Origin of the sequence: Variovorax sp. PBS-H4, from assembly GCF_901827205.1 — a bacterium.
GTDB lineage: Bacteria > Pseudomonadota > Gammaproteobacteria > Burkholderiales > Burkholderiaceae_C > Variovorax.
This window is the reverse complement of record NZ_LR594675.1, coordinates 5,077,271-5,091,049: the sequence shown is the minus strand read 5'-3', so window position 1 is coordinate 5,091,049 and position 13,779 is coordinate 5,077,271. Positions and strand designations below refer to the sequence as shown.

Genomic DNA, 13,779 nt, shown 5'->3' with positions numbered 1-13,779 from the left:
GGCCCGGTTTTTTTTTTAGGCGGTCGGCTCAGCGTTTCGCAACGCAGGCCAGCAGGTCGCGCTCGAACTGCGCCAGCACGGCATCGCGGTCGAAGCGCGCTTCTGCGACCGCGCGCGCCTTGAGCCCCAGCTCGCGCCGGCGTTCAGGCTGGGACGCGAGCGCCAGGACAGCGTCTGCGAAGGACCTGGCGTCGTCCGGCGGCACTGCGATACCGCACTCGGCGGTGACCTGGCCAAGCTCGGTCTGCGGGTGCGCACCGGCGACCACCGGCCTGCCGCTGCTGAGCATTCCGGTCAGCTTGGAGGGCATCACCAGGTCTGCCGCATCGGCACGTTGGGGCAGCAGGTGGATGTCGGCCAAACCGAGAAAGTCGCCGAGCCTTTCGACCGGCTGCAGGTCGAGGAAGCGCACATTGGCGAGCGACTCGCAGCGCTTCATCAACGCGGCGCGACCGGCACCATTGCCGCAGAACACGAACTCCAGGCCGGGCTGGTCCTTGAGCATCAAGGCCATTTCGGCCAGCAGCTCCAGGCCCTGCTTGGCGCCCATGTTGCCCGAGTAGAGCGCGACCACCGCGTCCGGGCTGATGCCGAGCTCGGCGCGGTAGGGGCTGACGCCTTGCAGCGGCTGTATTGCCGAAACGTCGGCCCAGTTGGGCAGCGAGACCAATCGTGCGTCTTCGGTGCCCTTGCTCCGCGCGCGATCGAGCATGCGCAGCGAGATGGTCGAGATGCGATCGAAGCGGCGCATCAGCCAGCGCTCTGCCGATGCCACGAAGGCGCGCGTGCGTGCGCCTTTGAGCAAGCCGAGTTCGAAGGCTGCGTCCATCTCGTAGTCCTGGATGTGCAGCCAGGACTTGGCCGAGCGCAGGCGTGCAAAAGCCAGGGCCGCCGGTGTACAGAACATCGGAGGCTCCGTGACCCACACCACGTCCGGCTTCCAGTGCCATTGGGCGAGCAGGGCGGGCACGCTGCTGGCGGCAAAGCTCGCCAGGTGCAGCAGCCGCTTCGCGCCGGTCACTTTGCGGGGCACCCACAGCGGCGTGCGAAAGACCTGGGCACCCTGCCATTCGTGCCGGGTGTAGCGCGCCGCATGGTAGCCCGGCCGTACCTGCCAGTCGGGGTAGTAGGGTGGGGCTGTTACCACGCGCACTTCGTGACCGCGAGCGGCGAGCCAGGCGACCATTTCACCGGTGTACTTGCCGATGCCGGTCAGCTCCGGTGCGAAATTGATGCCGTAGACGAGCAGCTTCATGAGGGCCTGTGGACGCGGTGCAAGAGGGCGCTTCGGGCTCTCAGCGGATATGCGGAGCGTGCGTGCAGATGATGTCCACCAGCGTCGAAGCCACCTGCTCCATGCGGAAGCGCTGTTCGAAGGAGCGCAATGCGGCCGCGCGCATCGCGTCCAGCTCCGCCGGCGTCGCCGCGAGCCAGCGCCGCAGCAGGGCGGCCGTGCCTTCCAGCGTGTCGGACTCGACGAAACCGGCATGGTCCGCGTCGATTTCTCGCCATATGTTGACCTTGTCGCTGATCAGCACCGGCCGGCTGCAGGCCATGGCCTCCGCCACCGCGATGCCGAAGTTTTCCTGGTGAGAGGGGAGGCAGAACACTTCGCACGCATGAAAGGCGCCCCATTTGAGATCGCCTGACAGCATGCCGGGCCAACTGATGCGCGAGGCCAGGCCCAGGCTTCGCGCACGGGCTTGCAGCTGCCGCACGAGCGCGTCGTCGCCGGGCCCCGCCATCACGAGATGGACATCGGGCGCCTTCGAAGCCACCTGCGCGAAGGCCTCGATCAACAGATCGCAGCCCTTCTTCTCGTGAATGCGCCCGAGGAAGAGCAGAAGGCGCTTGTTCCGCAGCTCGGGGAAGGAGGAAAGGAAGACGTCCGACAGCCGCTCTGCATCCTGCGGCGGCGTGCTGGTCCCGTAGGAGCCCACCACCTCGCGGCAGCGATAGAGCCAGAACGACTGCCGTGCCAGCAGGCGTTCCTCCTCGCAGGTGAAGACGACGGCGGATGCATCGCGAAGCACGCGGTACTCGCCCCAGGGCCAGTAGAGCCACTTCTTCAGGTGCTTGAGCGGGTAAGTGCGTTTGAACCAGGGGTCCAGCATGCCGTGGCTGTACACGAAGTAGGGAGTGCCCGAAGCGTGCAGCGCCCGGCGGGCCGCGAGGCCTACGTACTGCCAGAGTCCGTTGACGATGACGGCGTCATAGCCGCCGGCATGTTCCTTCAGCCACGGCAGGAGGCGCTCGTTGTAACCGTAGCTGGAGACCGAGGGGCCGGTCGCGACCACCTTGCCGGGATAGGCGCGCACGCAGGCGGCATCGGGACTGTCCAGGCTCACCACGTCGCCGCTGTGGCCCAGTTCGGTCAGCGCGTCGTGCAGGCGCCGAACTCCCTCGATGACACCTCCGCCCTGGGGATCGACGGAGGGGACCAGATGCAGCAGTCTCACGATCGCGAGGCGCGCGGCGGGAAGATCTCGAGCCTCGGATACCGGAACAGCAGGAGAGCGTAGGTGAACATCAGCCCGAGCAGGGCATTGGCGGTCAGCTGCCCGAGGGCCGGCCAGCTGACCACAGCCAACGCGGTCGTCAGCCACACGAGAAGCGGATAGGGAGAATTGGTGCTGATCGAGATCTTGAGGCTGCGAATCACGCCGAGCACCAGTACCAGGTACTTGAGCCCGATATACGCAAAACCCAGCAGCCCGCCTTCCATCAGGATGCGGCCGCCTTCGGCCTCCGCGAGGGCGAAGACATCGGCAGAGCCGGTGCGCACATAGGTGGCGAGATTGGAGCCGAAGCCCACGCCGTAGCCGAGCCAGGTGACAAGATCGAGCACCCAGGGCTCGCCGAACAGCACCGTGAGCACCCGTTCAGTGAAGTTCTCCACGGCTGATGCCTGCTCGAAACGCGTCTGCGTGACCTCGATGGCTTCGCGGAATACATAGGCGAAGATGGCGGTGAGCAGGCCGAGCACCACGACCGCGGCCGCCGCACCTACCTTGTTGCGCGCCTTGGAGAAGAGCAGTCGCCCGACCAGAAAGGCTCCCAGCATCCCGGCCGAGGTGATCGCTGCCGTTCTGGATCCGCTTACCAGCGCGCCCGTGGCGAAGGCGCCGAACACGGCCAGTGCGAACAGGAACTGGAACTGGTTGCGCTTGCGTGCAGCCAGGATGCCGAACACCAGCGGCGCCACCATGGTCAGGTAGGTGGCGTAACCCGAGGTGAAGCTGAAGGTGCCGGTCGTGCGGACCACCCCGACCACCGCGACGAACACACTCTCCTCGTCGCCGTCGATCTGGGTGTTGATGCGCGCGCCGGGCGGCGAATAGTGCTGCAGCACCGCAAGCGGGGCCAGCAGCAGCATGACGTAGGCCGCCGTTTTGATGGCGACCCGATAGTCGGCTTCGTTCATCGATGCAGCCGCGGCCACCGCAAACCAGATGTACAGAAGCCAGAATCGCAATCCGATCATGAACACGACCGGCGTGCTCTGGCCTGCGACCAACTGCAGCAGCCCCCAGCCCACCACCACGCAGGTCCAGGCGAGCATGGCGGCGGTGATCTTCCTGTGCCGCCTCAGGTGCCCGTGCCGCCAGGCGTAGACCACCAGCATCAGCGCCAGCATGTCGCGCAGCAGGATCAGGGGCAGGGTCGACGCGGACGACACCCATTTGCGGACGGAGCCCTCGAATACGATGATGAAAAAGACGGCGAGAAAGAGCTTGCCCGCCCTGCTGAGCGAGGCCGCGCGGCTCGGTGCCTGCGTGGTGGTGGCGGCGGTGCCGGGGGCGATGGCGCTCATAAGCCAAGCTCCGGGCCACGCGCTGCAGCGTTGGTCCACTTGAAAGGGGCTCTCATCGTCTTACCTCGCTGGAGAGCGTGCGCAGTGCCGCCACGTGGGCGTCAACCCGGTGCGGCTTGTACCACCCGTGCGCCTCCGCGCCCACGCTGCGTGCATCGACGGCGCCGTCGAGCCCGCCGAAGCCGCGCAGGTAATGCACGTTCGCTGTCAGGCCGTCATGCTCGCCGTAGTCCTTCGACAGCAGGATGGGGCATACCGCATGCGCGCAATAGGCCGCGAAGATGCCGCTCTTCGACACGTAGTCCGGTGGATAGGCCAGTGCGCCGTATTCCGCGCCGGCCAAGGCCGCGCTCACCTGCTCGGCCGGCAGCTTGCCGTGCGCCACAACGCCTTCGTGGGCCATGCGCTGCGCCAGCGGTCCCTCCGGCATGGCCGGGCCGATGTCGTGTATTTCCAGGCCGTTGCGCTTCGCAGTGCGGAAAATTTCGCCGTCCGCCCATTCGTACACCTGGGCGCGGATGCCGGCGCTGCCGAACACGACCATCCTGCGCTGCCGCTCGGTGTCGATGGCGTCGAGTTCGCCGACGTTCGAGAACACGGGAAGCACCCGGTGAGGCACGGCTTTCGATTGGGCGAGCAGCCAGCGTGCCGCATCCTCTCGATTCGTCAACCAGAAGTCGGACTCGAGCAACAGTTCGCGCGCGATGCGCCGCTGGATGCCGCTGAGCCAGAAGGCCGAACCCCACGGTGGTCCGGTCGCGAAGAGCTCATGGAAGACCACGCCGACGGCCTTGAACTGTGCACGCAAGCTGCGGATCCGACGAACCAGCCACAGGGGAATGCCGCGCTTCTCGAAGCCATAGCCGCTGAAGTGCAGCAGCACGAAATCGCCTGAGAGCGAGGCGGTGTCGGTGTCGTGTTCCAACTCCATCAGTGGTGCGTGGAGCGGATGTCCGACCACGGACGCGTAGTCTCGCACGCCGCCCGTGCCAGGCGGAATGAGGGAGAGCGAGGAAGCGTTCATGCAGGACAGGAAAGGGACTCCTCAGGAAGGAACGAGCTCTTCGCTGCAGAAGTCTTCGTAGGCGCGTGTCACGCCGTCGCGCAAGGATACCTCGGGCGTCCAGCCAAGCTCGCGAATGCGCGAGATGTCGAGCAGCTTGCGCGGCGCGCCGTCGGGCTTGCTGGTGTCGTAGCGGATATCGCCCTGGTAGCCCACCACTTCGCTCACCAGGGTAGCGAGTTCCGCGATCGACAGATCTTCGCCGGTGCCGACGTTGATATGGCTTGTCGTGACCTGGGTGTTGGCCGCGTACGTTTCTCGCGGCAAGTCCATCACGTGCACGCAGGCGCGCGCCATGTCGTCGACATAGAGAAACTCCCGCTTCGGAGAGCCCGTGCCCCAGATGACCACCGCGGGTGCGTCGGCGAGCTTGGCTTCATGGAAACGTCTGATCATCGCCGGCAGCACGTGGCTGTTCTCGGGGTGGTAGTTGTCTCCCGGGCCGTAGAGGTTGGTCGGCATCACGCTGCGGAAGTCGCAACCGTACTGGCGGTTGTAGCTCTCGCACAGCTTGATGCCCGCGATCTTGGCGATCGCATAGGGTTCGTTGGTCGGCTCCAGCTTGCCGGTCAGCAACGCGTCCTCGGCCATCGGCTGCGGCGCCAGCCGTGGGTAGATGCAGCTCGAGCCGAGGAAGAGCAGCTTGCTCACGCCGGTGCGCCACGCCTCGTGGATCACATTCGCCTCGACCATCAGGTTCGAGTAGATGAACTCGGCCGGATAGCTGTTGTTGGCATGGATGCCACCCACCTTGGCTGCGGCAACGTACACCTCCTGCGGCTTTTCCTCGGCAAAGAATGCGCGCACCTGGGCCTGGTCGGTCAGATCCAGCTCGGCACGGCTACGGCTGATGATGTTGGTGTAGCCCTGCTCGGAAAGGCAGCGCACGATGGCGCTGCCGACCATGCCGCGATGGCCCGCCACGAAAATTCGCTTCTGGAACTGGCTCATGAAATGTCGACCTTCCGCGCAGGATGGAGAGAGGACCGGAACGCTTCGAAGAGGGGCGCTCAGGCCAGCTTCTGGTTCTTGTTGAGGGGGGCGGCAGTGGGTGCTTCGTCGAAGCGGACGATGTCGTCCTCGCCAAGGTAGCCGCCGGTCTGGACTTCGATCACTTCGAGCATCGTCTTGCCCGCATTCTCGAGCCGGTATTTGGCCCCGACAGGGATATAGATCGATTCGTCTTCCTTGACCAGGCAGACCTCGCCGTTGCACAGCACCCGGGCCGTGCCCTTCACGACCACCCAGTGCTCAGCGCGATGGTGGTGCATGCGCAGCGCGAGACGCGCGCCGGGCTTGACCGTGAGCCGCTTGACGGCAAAACGATCGCCGTTGTCCACGCTGTCATAAGCGCCCCAGGGGCGAGGTATGCGGCGGTGGCGGGTGGCTTGGCTGTGACCGTGCGTCGTCAGCAATGCGACCGCGTCCTTGACCTGTTCGGCATATTCCGCATGCGCGACCAGCAATGCATCCGGTGTGTCCACCACCAGCAGGTCCTTGGTGCCCAGGGCAACCACGGGACGATTCGGTGCGTAGATAAAGGTGTTGTGGGCGCCCATGGCAAAGCCCTGGCCGCTGATACGGTTGCCGTTCTCATCCGCTTCGTGCAGCTCGGCCACTGCATTCCAGCTACCGACATCACTCCAGCGGCCCTGGAATGGAACGACGGCGACCTTCTCGCATTTCTCGAGCACGGCATAGTCGATGCTCTGGCTGCGGCAGCGGCCAAAGGCGGCGGCATCCATTCGAAGGAAGTCGCCGTCGACTTCGACAGTCGTCGTGGCCTCGCGACAGCTCTGGAGGATGTCGGGCGCATGCTGTTGCAGCGCCGCGATCAGCACCCGTGCCTGGACCAGCAGGATTCCCGCATTCCAGAGGTGGCCGCCGGCGAGCAGCAACTGCTCGGCGTGTGCGGCGGCGGGCTTTTCGACGAAGGCAGCCACCGCGTGGCCTGCCTCATCGCCCAACGAGGCTTCGAGAGGCTCGCCCTGGCGGATATAACCGTAAGCCGTGCTCGGAAAGCTGGGCTCGACCCCAAAGGTCACGAGATGGCCGGCAAGGGCAGCGGGCATGCCCTTGCGGATCGTCGCTACGAAGCGCTCGGCATCGGGAATGTGATGGTCGGCCGGTGCGAACAACAATAACTGGTCGGGTTCGGAAAGAAGCGCGACTGCGGCCATGGCCGCCGCCGTGTTGCGTGCCACCGGTTCAAGGAGTTGCTGGCCGCTCACGTCCGCGGCCTCGATGCTTTCCTGCACCAGGAAGCGGTGCTCCTCTGCCGCCACGCAGGTCACCTCGGGGCTCAGCAGGCGCAGGCGTTCCAGCGTAAGCACCAGCAGGTTCTTGTTGTCGATCAGAGGCACGAACTGCTTGGGCAGCGTCTTGCGCGATAGCGGCCATAGCCGCGTACCACTGCCGCCGCAGAGAACGATGGGTCGAATCATGTTTACCTCGAACCGTCGCCGGTGATCACGGTGCGAACCGTCTTCAGCAGGATCTTGATATCCAGCCAGAGAGACCAATTGCTCACGTACTCCACGTCGAGCTCGACGCGCCGGGCATACGAAAGACGGTTGCGCCCGCTGACCTGCCACAGGCCGGTGATTCCGGGGCGCATCGCGCAGTAGTGCTCCCAGCCTTTGCCGTAAAGGCTGCGTTGACGCTCCATGCAGGGGCGCGGGCCGACGAGGCTCATGTCTCCCTTGAGCACATTCCAGAACTGCGGCAACTCGTCAAGGCTCAACTTGCGGATGAACTGGCCGATCGGCGTAATCCGCGGATCCTTCTCCAGCTTCTGAAACGTGTCCCATTCGGTGCGCGCCATGTCGTTGCGACTCAGGAACTCGTCGAGCACGTGTTCGGAATCGCGCACCATCGAACGAAACTTGTAAAAGCGGAAGCGCTGGCCGTTCTCGCCGAGGCGGTGCTGCCAGAAGTGCACAGGGCGTCCCATGCTGATGCCCACGCAGAGCGCGACCAACAAGTAGAGGGGGCCAAAGAGAATAAAGAAGGTGAGCGCGCCCACGATGTCGATGGTGCGCTTTGCAGCGCGCTGCAGCAGGCCAATCCTGCGCGGCTGCACGTAGATGGGAGACGCCGATGAGCCCCCACCCCCGGGGGTATAGCGTCGAACCACGTTGCCATGTGCGGTTGAGTCGGATCGAAACATTAAATATTCCCCCGGTGACGGGTGTGTGCTGCCTCAGGCTGAGAGCGCGGCAGCTGTAACGCTTTACTACTATTCGCAAGAATTTGAACACAAGATGAGTCGTTTGTCTTGTGAACAAAAGACGTACATCGCTTGTCAGACGGAGTAAGCTTTACTCTCTGCCGAGAGGCTTCACCGAAGACTTGACGCGTTGCAACATCAGGTACGAAGTGTAGTTCTTTTGTATGACAAGATGTTAACGCGCATTGACGTTTGTTTGTTGTTTGCAAACGCCGATTCGATTTTTGTGACGTAGTTAACTGGTGGCCCGTGGGGTTTGTGCTGTTGCGCTGCAGCATGCATAGAGTATGCCGTTCTGAACAAGAAGGAATTACACCGGCGCGCGTAGGACAACGCCTGCAAATGGCTGCGCCGGCACTGAGCTAGCCGCCGCGCGCAAAAAAAAGCCACGCCATTTCTAGCGTGGCCTCGAGGTCCTCGGTGTTGCCGGGAAGGCCTATCGCGCAGGCCTCACTGGGGCGCCCTGGCTTCGTGGACAGGCTCCTCGAACGGCAGCACCATGTCTCCCAGGTCGCGACGCGTTTCAACCAGGATCAGCGGCCCCTCGTCGAGCACGATGGCCGGCGGCCGTTCGCGCGGCACCTGGGCCGGCCGTGGCTCCGCCGCCATTGCAGCGCGAACCTGCGCCACGCGGTCGGCGTTTGAATTCACCCACTGCAGGCCGGCGCCCTCGGCGATCTGCGCAAGCTCGTCCGTCGGCAGCTCGTAGGACTGGACCTTCGGCAAAGCGCGCGTGTGCACTGCCGGCGCATGGGAAACGGCCCGAGCGGGAGGTGCCGCCGGTGCTTCGGCGGGCGCCTTGGGCAGGCGGTCGAACTCGGTGGCGGCATTCGCCTCGGGTGCTTCTACCGGCAGCGCAGCCGGACCCGCCTCGGCTTCTTCGCGCGGCGCGCGTTCGCGGCGATCGCGGCCATAGCGGTCACGCGAGCGGCTGCGGCGTTCGTCACCCTCTCTGCGCGGCGCACCATCTTCGATCACCGATTCAGGTGCGCTGTCGGCGGCAGGGGAGGCCTCCGCTGTGGGAGAAGCTTCCGTCATGCGCGGAGCCGCCTCGCCGCGGCGTTCGCGCCTGCCTTCGCCGCGCTCGCCCCGAGGCGCGCGTTCCTCGCGGCCGCTCCGGGCGGTGCGCTCGCCGTCCGGCTGGGCGGCATCGTTGCCAGGCTCTCGCACGGCATCGCTGGTGCGCTCCCCGCGCTCCCCGCGTTCTCCGCGTTCACGGCGCTCGCCGCGTCCGCGTGGCGCTCGCTCTGCCGGGGCCGCGCCCTCATCGCTCGCCGGGCCATTGGGCGCAAGCGCCTGGGTGTCGAACTGGATCTCGGCGTCGGCCGGGATCTGTCGCGGCTCGTTGTCGCGTCGCTCGCCGCGGCCTCGCCGCTCGCCGTCACGTGGTGCCCGTGCCTCGCGTGCCTCGCGTGCCTCGCGTGGCTCGCGCGGCTCGCGCGGCTCGCGCATGGGCGCGTCGTTGCGCGCCTCGCCGCGCGCTTCGCGTCCTTCGCGGCGCTCACCGGTGCGCCCGCCGCGACGTTCACCGCCTCGGCCTTCGCCGCGTCCGCCGCGGCGCTGTTCGCCTTCTCGCGCAGTGCGCTGTTCGCCGTCGCGCCCGCCGCGACCTTCTCGACGCGGCTTGGGCGCCTCGACAGGAATGACCGCCGGGACCGGCGCCGGCGCAGGAGGTGCACCGAACAATCGCTTGATCCAGCCAAAGAAGCCGGGTTCCGCCGGTTCCGGGGTGGCCGTTGGCTGGGCCGTTACAGGCGCGGGCGCTGCCGCGGGCGGTTGCACCGCTTCGGGCTTGGGCGCCACGACCGGCGCTGGCGCGTCGGGCAGCACGCCCTTGATCAGCGGGGTTTGACGGTTTGTCGGCTCTTGCGAGCGCCGTGTCACCGAGGTCGGATCTTCGATCTCGTCGGCCATCTTGTAGCTGGCCTCGATGTGATCGAGACGCGGGTCGTCGTGCTTCAGCCGCTCGAGCCTGTAGTTGGGTGTCTCCAGCGTCTTGTTGGGCACCATCAGCACGGTGACGCGTTGCTTGAGCTCGATCTTCGCGATCTCGGGACGCTTCTCGTTGAGCAGGAAGGAGGCGACTTCCACCGGTACCTGCACATGCACGGCGGCAGTGTTGTCCTTCATCGACTCTTCTTGAATGATGCGCAGGATCTGCAGCGCGCTCGATTCGGTGTCGCGGATGTGGCCCGAGCCGCCGCAGCGGGGGCACGGGATCGAGGAGCCTTCGGAAAGGGCGGGCTTGAGGCGTTGACGGCTCATCTCCATCAGGCCAAATTTGCTGATCGAGCCGAATTGGACGCGGGCGCGGTCCTGGCGCAGCGCGTCGCGCAGCCGGCTCTCGACTTCGCGCCGGTTCTTCGACTCGTCCATGTCGATGAAGTCGATGACGATCAGGCCGCCGAGGTCGCGAAGGCGCATCTGGCGCGCCACTTCATCGGCGGCCTCGAGATTGGTACGGGTGGCGGTCTCCTCGATGTCGCCGCCTTTGATGGCCCGTGCCGAGTTGACGTCCACCGAGACCAGCGCCTCGGTGTGATCGATCACGATCGCGCCGCCGCTGGGCAGTTGCACCGTGCGGGCGTATGCGGACTCGATCTGGTGCTCGATCTGGAAGCGGCTGAACAGGGCGGCGTCGTCTCGATAGCGCTTGACGCGCTGCGCATGCTCAGGCATCACGTGCGCCATGAACTGCTGCGCCTGGTCGTAGATGTCGTCGGTGTCGATCAGGATGTCGCCGATGTCATGGTTGAAGTAGTCGCGGATCGCCCGGATCACCAGCGACGACTCCTGGTAGATCAGGAAGGCGCCTTTGCCGCCTTTGGCGGCGCCGTCGATCGCGGCCCACAGCTTCAGCAGGTAGTTCAGGTCCCACTGCAGTTCGGGGGCGGCGCGGCCGATGCCCGCGGTGCGCGCGATGATGCTCATGCCCTTGGGGTACTCGAGCTGGTCCATCGCCTCCTTCAGTTCGGCGCGGTCATCGCCCTCGATGCGCCGGCTGACGCCGCCACCGCGCGGGTTGTTCGGCATCAGCACCACGTAGCGGCCTGCCAGCGAGATGAAGGTGGTCAGGGCGGCGCCCTTGTTGCCCCGTTCTTCCTTCTCGACCTGGACCACCAGTTCCTGGCCCTCCCTGATGGCATCCTGGATGCGCGCCTGGCTGGCAGATACGCCTTCGGCGAAGTATTGCTTGGAAATCTCCTTGAACGGGAGAAAGCCGTGCCGGTCCTCGCCGTAGTCCACAAAGCAAGCTTCGAGTGACGGCTCGACGCGCGTCACGACCGCCTTGTAGATGTTTCCCTTGCGCTGCTCGCGCCCTTCGATCTCGATTTCGTAGTCGAGGAGCTTCTGCCCGTCGACGATGGCCAGGCGGCGTTCTTCTGCCTGCGTGGCGTTGATCAGCATCCGCTTCATGATGCGTTTCCTTTTGTCGTTTGTCGTTCTCACCGGTCCATGACGGACCCACGATGCACGGACGACGCTTCACGAAACGAAGGAGGAATTGCCGCTTGACCCCGGATGCCGGCAACGTGCGAGCGCACGCCACCTGAATTGAGCTTCAGCTCAATCGCAGCAAGGGTGGGGGCGCGTGGATGGGCGCGAGCCCGATGTGATGTTGACTTGCCATGTTTTCGATGGCAACTGGCGCGATGGAAATAGGCGCAACCGATGACTCAATGCCTGTAGGCGCCGGCAGCAGCCAGCGTAGGCACAGTTGAATCAGCAGCATCAACACAAAGAGACTCGCTTCGATCCGCCGGCAGCTTGTTGCCTGCCGGCTGGTATTCCGTATCGGTGTTTCGTGGGCGTCGGCTTGGCTTGGACGAAGCGGCTGCCGCCTTGCACGTTTGCGCGTGGCCTGCAGTTTCAACGCCCAAGCGGCATCGACCTCGCAGCGCTGCCGGCCGTGCTCTAAACTTCTGTTTAATCAAGCACTTACAAGACCGCGCTGGTGAAAAACATTATAGGTGCGAAGCCAAGCCCTGCGGCAGCAGAAGTTCGCTTTCTGACAGTCGATGGCGAATTTGCGGGTCAGAGGCTCGACAACTTCCTGTTCAGGGAGCTCAAGGGGGTCCCCAAGACGCATGTGTACCGGATCATCCGGTCCGGCGAGGTGCGTATCAACAAGGGGCGGGCGCAGGCCGAGACCCGGCTGGAAGCGGGCGACGTGCTGCGGCTGCCCCCGCTGCGGATGGCCGCGGGCGGCGAGCGCGAGGGTAGTTTGCCGCGCGCCCCTGGGCGCGAGTTCCCGTTGCTGTACGAAGACGATGCGATCCTTGCGATCGACAAGCCGGCGGGCGTGGCGGTGCACGGCGGCAGCGGCGTAAGCTCCGGCGTCATCGAGCAGCTGCGCACTGCGCGACCTGCAAGCCGTTTCCTGGAACTCGTGCATCGGCTGGATCGCGAGACCTCGGGCATTCTGCTGGTGGCCAAGAAACGCAGTGCGTTGACAGGCTTGCAGCACCAGTTTCGCGAGCGCGAGACCGGCAAGACTTACCTGGCACTGGTCGAGGGCTGCTGGCCCGTGAACCAGAAGGTGCTCGACGCACCACTCGCACGATATCTGCTGCCGAGCCGACCTGGATCCTCGGATCCAGGCGAGCGGCGCGTCCGCGTTGTTGCCAAGGACCACCCCGATGCCATGCGTGCAGTGACACTCGTCAAGGTGCTGGCCCAAGTTTCGCTGCCGATCGAGCCGGCCTCATTTTCCCTGCTCGCCGTCACCATCAAGACGGGCCGCACGCATCAGATTCGCGTCCACCTCGCCTCCGGTGGTCATGCGATCGCCGGGGACGACAAGTACGGCGACTTCGAGCGCAACCGCGCGCTGCAGAAGCTTGGCCTGAAACGCATGTTCCTGCACGCTTGGCGCCTCCAGTTCACCCACCCCGTAAGCGGCGCGCGCATGGCGTTGCAGGCTGAGCTGCCGCTCGAGTTGCGCACGCTGATGCCTCAACTTGCCCTCGACGCGCTCGCCGTTTCCGTTCCGCCCGTTACCCATGACTGACATCCGCCCGCGTCGCTTCGACCTGATCGCCTTCGATTGGGACGGCACCCTCTACGACTCCACCCGCCTCATCGTGCGCTGCATCCAGGCCGCGGTGGTTGACGTCGGCGGCGCCAAGCCGAGCGAGAACGACGCCGCATGGGTGATCGGCCTCGGCCTCGCCGAGGCGCTCGCCCGTGCTGCGCCCGATGTGCCCCGCGAGAAATACGCCGAGCTCGGGGGGCGCTATCGCTACCACTATCTCAAGCACCAGGACGACCTCGTGCTGTTCGATGACGTCCTGCCGATGCTCGACGCACTCCAAGATCGGGGACACAAGCTCGCAGTGGCCACCGGCAAGTCGCGGCGCGGACTGAACGAGGCCTTGGCCACCGTCGCGCTGCGCGACCGCTTCGACGCCTCGCGCACGGCCGATGAGACATTCGGCAAGCCGCACCCGCGCATGCTCCTGGAGCTCATGGATGAACTGGGGGTGCCGGCCGAGCGCACCTTGATGGTCGGCGACACCACTCATGATCTGCAGCTCGCTGTCAATGCCGGTTGTGCAAGCGTGGGCGTGAGCTACGGCGCGCACGAGCCCGATGCTTTCGACTCGCTGCAGCCGCTCTATGTCGCGCACTCTGTAGCCGGTCTGACGCAATGGCTACTCGAGAACGCTTGAA

At 65.3% G+C, this 13,779-nt stretch carries 10 protein-coding genes; 2 read left to right on the top strand and 8 right to left on the bottom strand.

Going from position 1 to position 13,779, the window contains the following annotated elements; genetic code table 11:
* Nucleotides 1–28: 28 nt before the first annotated feature.
* The 8 genes from E5CHR_RS24305 to E5CHR_RS24270 all read right to left on the bottom strand — a co-directional run bounded on the left by E5CHR_RS24305 (nucleotide 29) and on the right by E5CHR_RS24270 (nucleotide 11,523).
* Entirely contained in the window at nucleotides 29–1,255 is a 1,227-nt protein-coding gene (locus E5CHR_RS24305) for a glycosyltransferase WbuB (RefSeq protein WP_162582213.1), read from the bottom strand.
* A 40-nt stretch (nucleotides 1,256–1,295) separates the two neighbouring features.
* A complete protein-coding gene (locus E5CHR_RS24300; RefSeq protein ID WP_162582212.1) occupies nucleotides 1,296–2,459 on the bottom strand; it encodes a glycosyltransferase in 1,164 nt (387 codons plus the stop codon).
* Nucleotides 2,456–3,814: a hypothetical protein gene (locus E5CHR_RS24295; protein WP_162582211.1), complete on the bottom strand. Its 1,359-nt coding sequence runs from the start codon at nucleotides 3,812–3,814 to the stop codon at nucleotides 2,456–2,458. The genes E5CHR_RS24300 and E5CHR_RS24295 overlap by 4 nt, the downstream gene beginning before the upstream one ends.
* 52 nt (nucleotides 3,815–3,866) lie before the next feature.
* The gene (locus E5CHR_RS24290; protein WP_162582210.1) at nucleotides 3,867–4,838 is read right to left on the bottom strand and encodes a hypothetical protein; all 972 of its coding nucleotides are present in this window, start codon (nucleotides 4,836–4,838) and stop codon (nucleotides 3,867–3,869) included.
* 21 nt (nucleotides 4,839–4,859) lie between these two features.
* A complete protein-coding gene (gene fcl / locus E5CHR_RS24285) occupies nucleotides 4,860–5,828 on the bottom strand; it encodes a GDP-L-fucose synthase (RefSeq protein ID WP_162582209.1) in 969 nt (322 codons plus the stop codon).
* 59 nt (nucleotides 5,829–5,887) lie between these two features.
* Nucleotides 5,888–7,321 carry a mannose-1-phosphate guanylyltransferase/mannose-6-phosphate isomerase gene (locus E5CHR_RS24280; RefSeq protein ID WP_162583878.1) on the bottom strand — a complete coding sequence of 478 codons (1,434 nt, stop codon included), beginning with the start codon at nucleotides 7,319–7,321 and terminating at the stop codon, nucleotides 5,888–5,890.
* A 2-nt stretch (nucleotides 7,322–7,323) separates the two neighbouring features.
* Nucleotides 7,324–8,046 carry a sugar transferase gene (locus E5CHR_RS24275; RefSeq protein WP_162582208.1) on the bottom strand — a complete coding sequence of 241 codons (723 nt, stop codon included), beginning with the start codon at nucleotides 8,044–8,046 and terminating at the stop codon, nucleotides 7,324–7,326.
* A 510-nt stretch (nucleotides 8,047–8,556) separates the two neighbouring features.
* Nucleotides 8,557–11,523: an Rne/Rng family ribonuclease gene (locus tag E5CHR_RS24270; RefSeq protein ID WP_162582207.1), complete on the bottom strand. Its 2,967-nt coding sequence runs from the start codon at nucleotides 11,521–11,523 to the stop codon at nucleotides 8,557–8,559.
* A gap of 538 nt (nucleotides 11,524–12,061) precedes the next feature.
* On the opposite strand from E5CHR_RS24270, the gene E5CHR_RS24265 reads away from it, so the two are divergent.
* Both E5CHR_RS24265 and E5CHR_RS24260 read left to right on the top strand, forming a co-directional pair.
* Complete coding sequence (locus E5CHR_RS24265) at nucleotides 12,062–13,117, top strand: RluA family pseudouridine synthase (RefSeq protein ID WP_162582206.1); 1,056 nt, start codon at nucleotides 12,062–12,064, stop codon at nucleotides 13,115–13,117.
* The gene (locus E5CHR_RS24260) at nucleotides 13,110–13,778 is read left to right on the top strand and encodes an HAD-IIIA family hydrolase (protein WP_162582205.1); all 669 of its coding nucleotides are present in this window, start codon (nucleotides 13,110–13,112) and stop codon (nucleotides 13,776–13,778) included. The genes E5CHR_RS24265 and E5CHR_RS24260 overlap by 8 nt, the downstream gene beginning before the upstream one ends.
* The last annotated feature ends 1 nt before the right edge of the window (nucleotide 13,779 follow it).

Bases quoted from the DNA above. Each gene is read 5' to 3' on its own strand.
- E5CHR_RS24305 (WP_162582213.1), bottom strand. From the start codon at position 1,255: ATGAAGCTGCTCGTCTACGGCATCAATTTCGCACCGGAGCTGACCGGC.
- E5CHR_RS24295 (WP_162582211.1), bottom strand. From the start codon at position 3,814: ATGAGCGCCATCGCCCCCGGCACCGCCGCCACCACCACGCAGGCACCG.
- E5CHR_RS24290 (WP_162582210.1), bottom strand. From the start codon at position 4,838: ATGAACGCTTCCTCGCTCTCCCTCATTCCGCCTGGCACGGGCGGCGTG.
- fcl (WP_162582209.1), bottom strand. From the start codon at position 5,828: ATGAGCCAGTTCCAGAAGCGAATTTTCGTGGCGGGCCATCGCGGCATG.
- E5CHR_RS24280 (WP_162583878.1), bottom strand. From the start codon at position 7,321: ATGATTCGACCCATCGTTCTCTGCGGCGGCAGTGGTACGCGGCTATGG.
- E5CHR_RS24275 (WP_162582208.1), bottom strand. From the start codon at position 8,046: ATGTTTCGATCCGACTCAACCGCACATGGCAACGTGGTTCGACGCTAT.
- E5CHR_RS24270 (WP_162582207.1), bottom strand. From the start codon at position 11,523: ATGAAGCGGATGCTGATCAACGCCACGCAGGCAGAAGAACGCCGCCTG.
- E5CHR_RS24260 (WP_162582205.1), top strand. From the start codon at position 13,110: ATGACTGACATCCGCCCGCGTCGCTTCGACCTGATCGCCTTCGATTGG.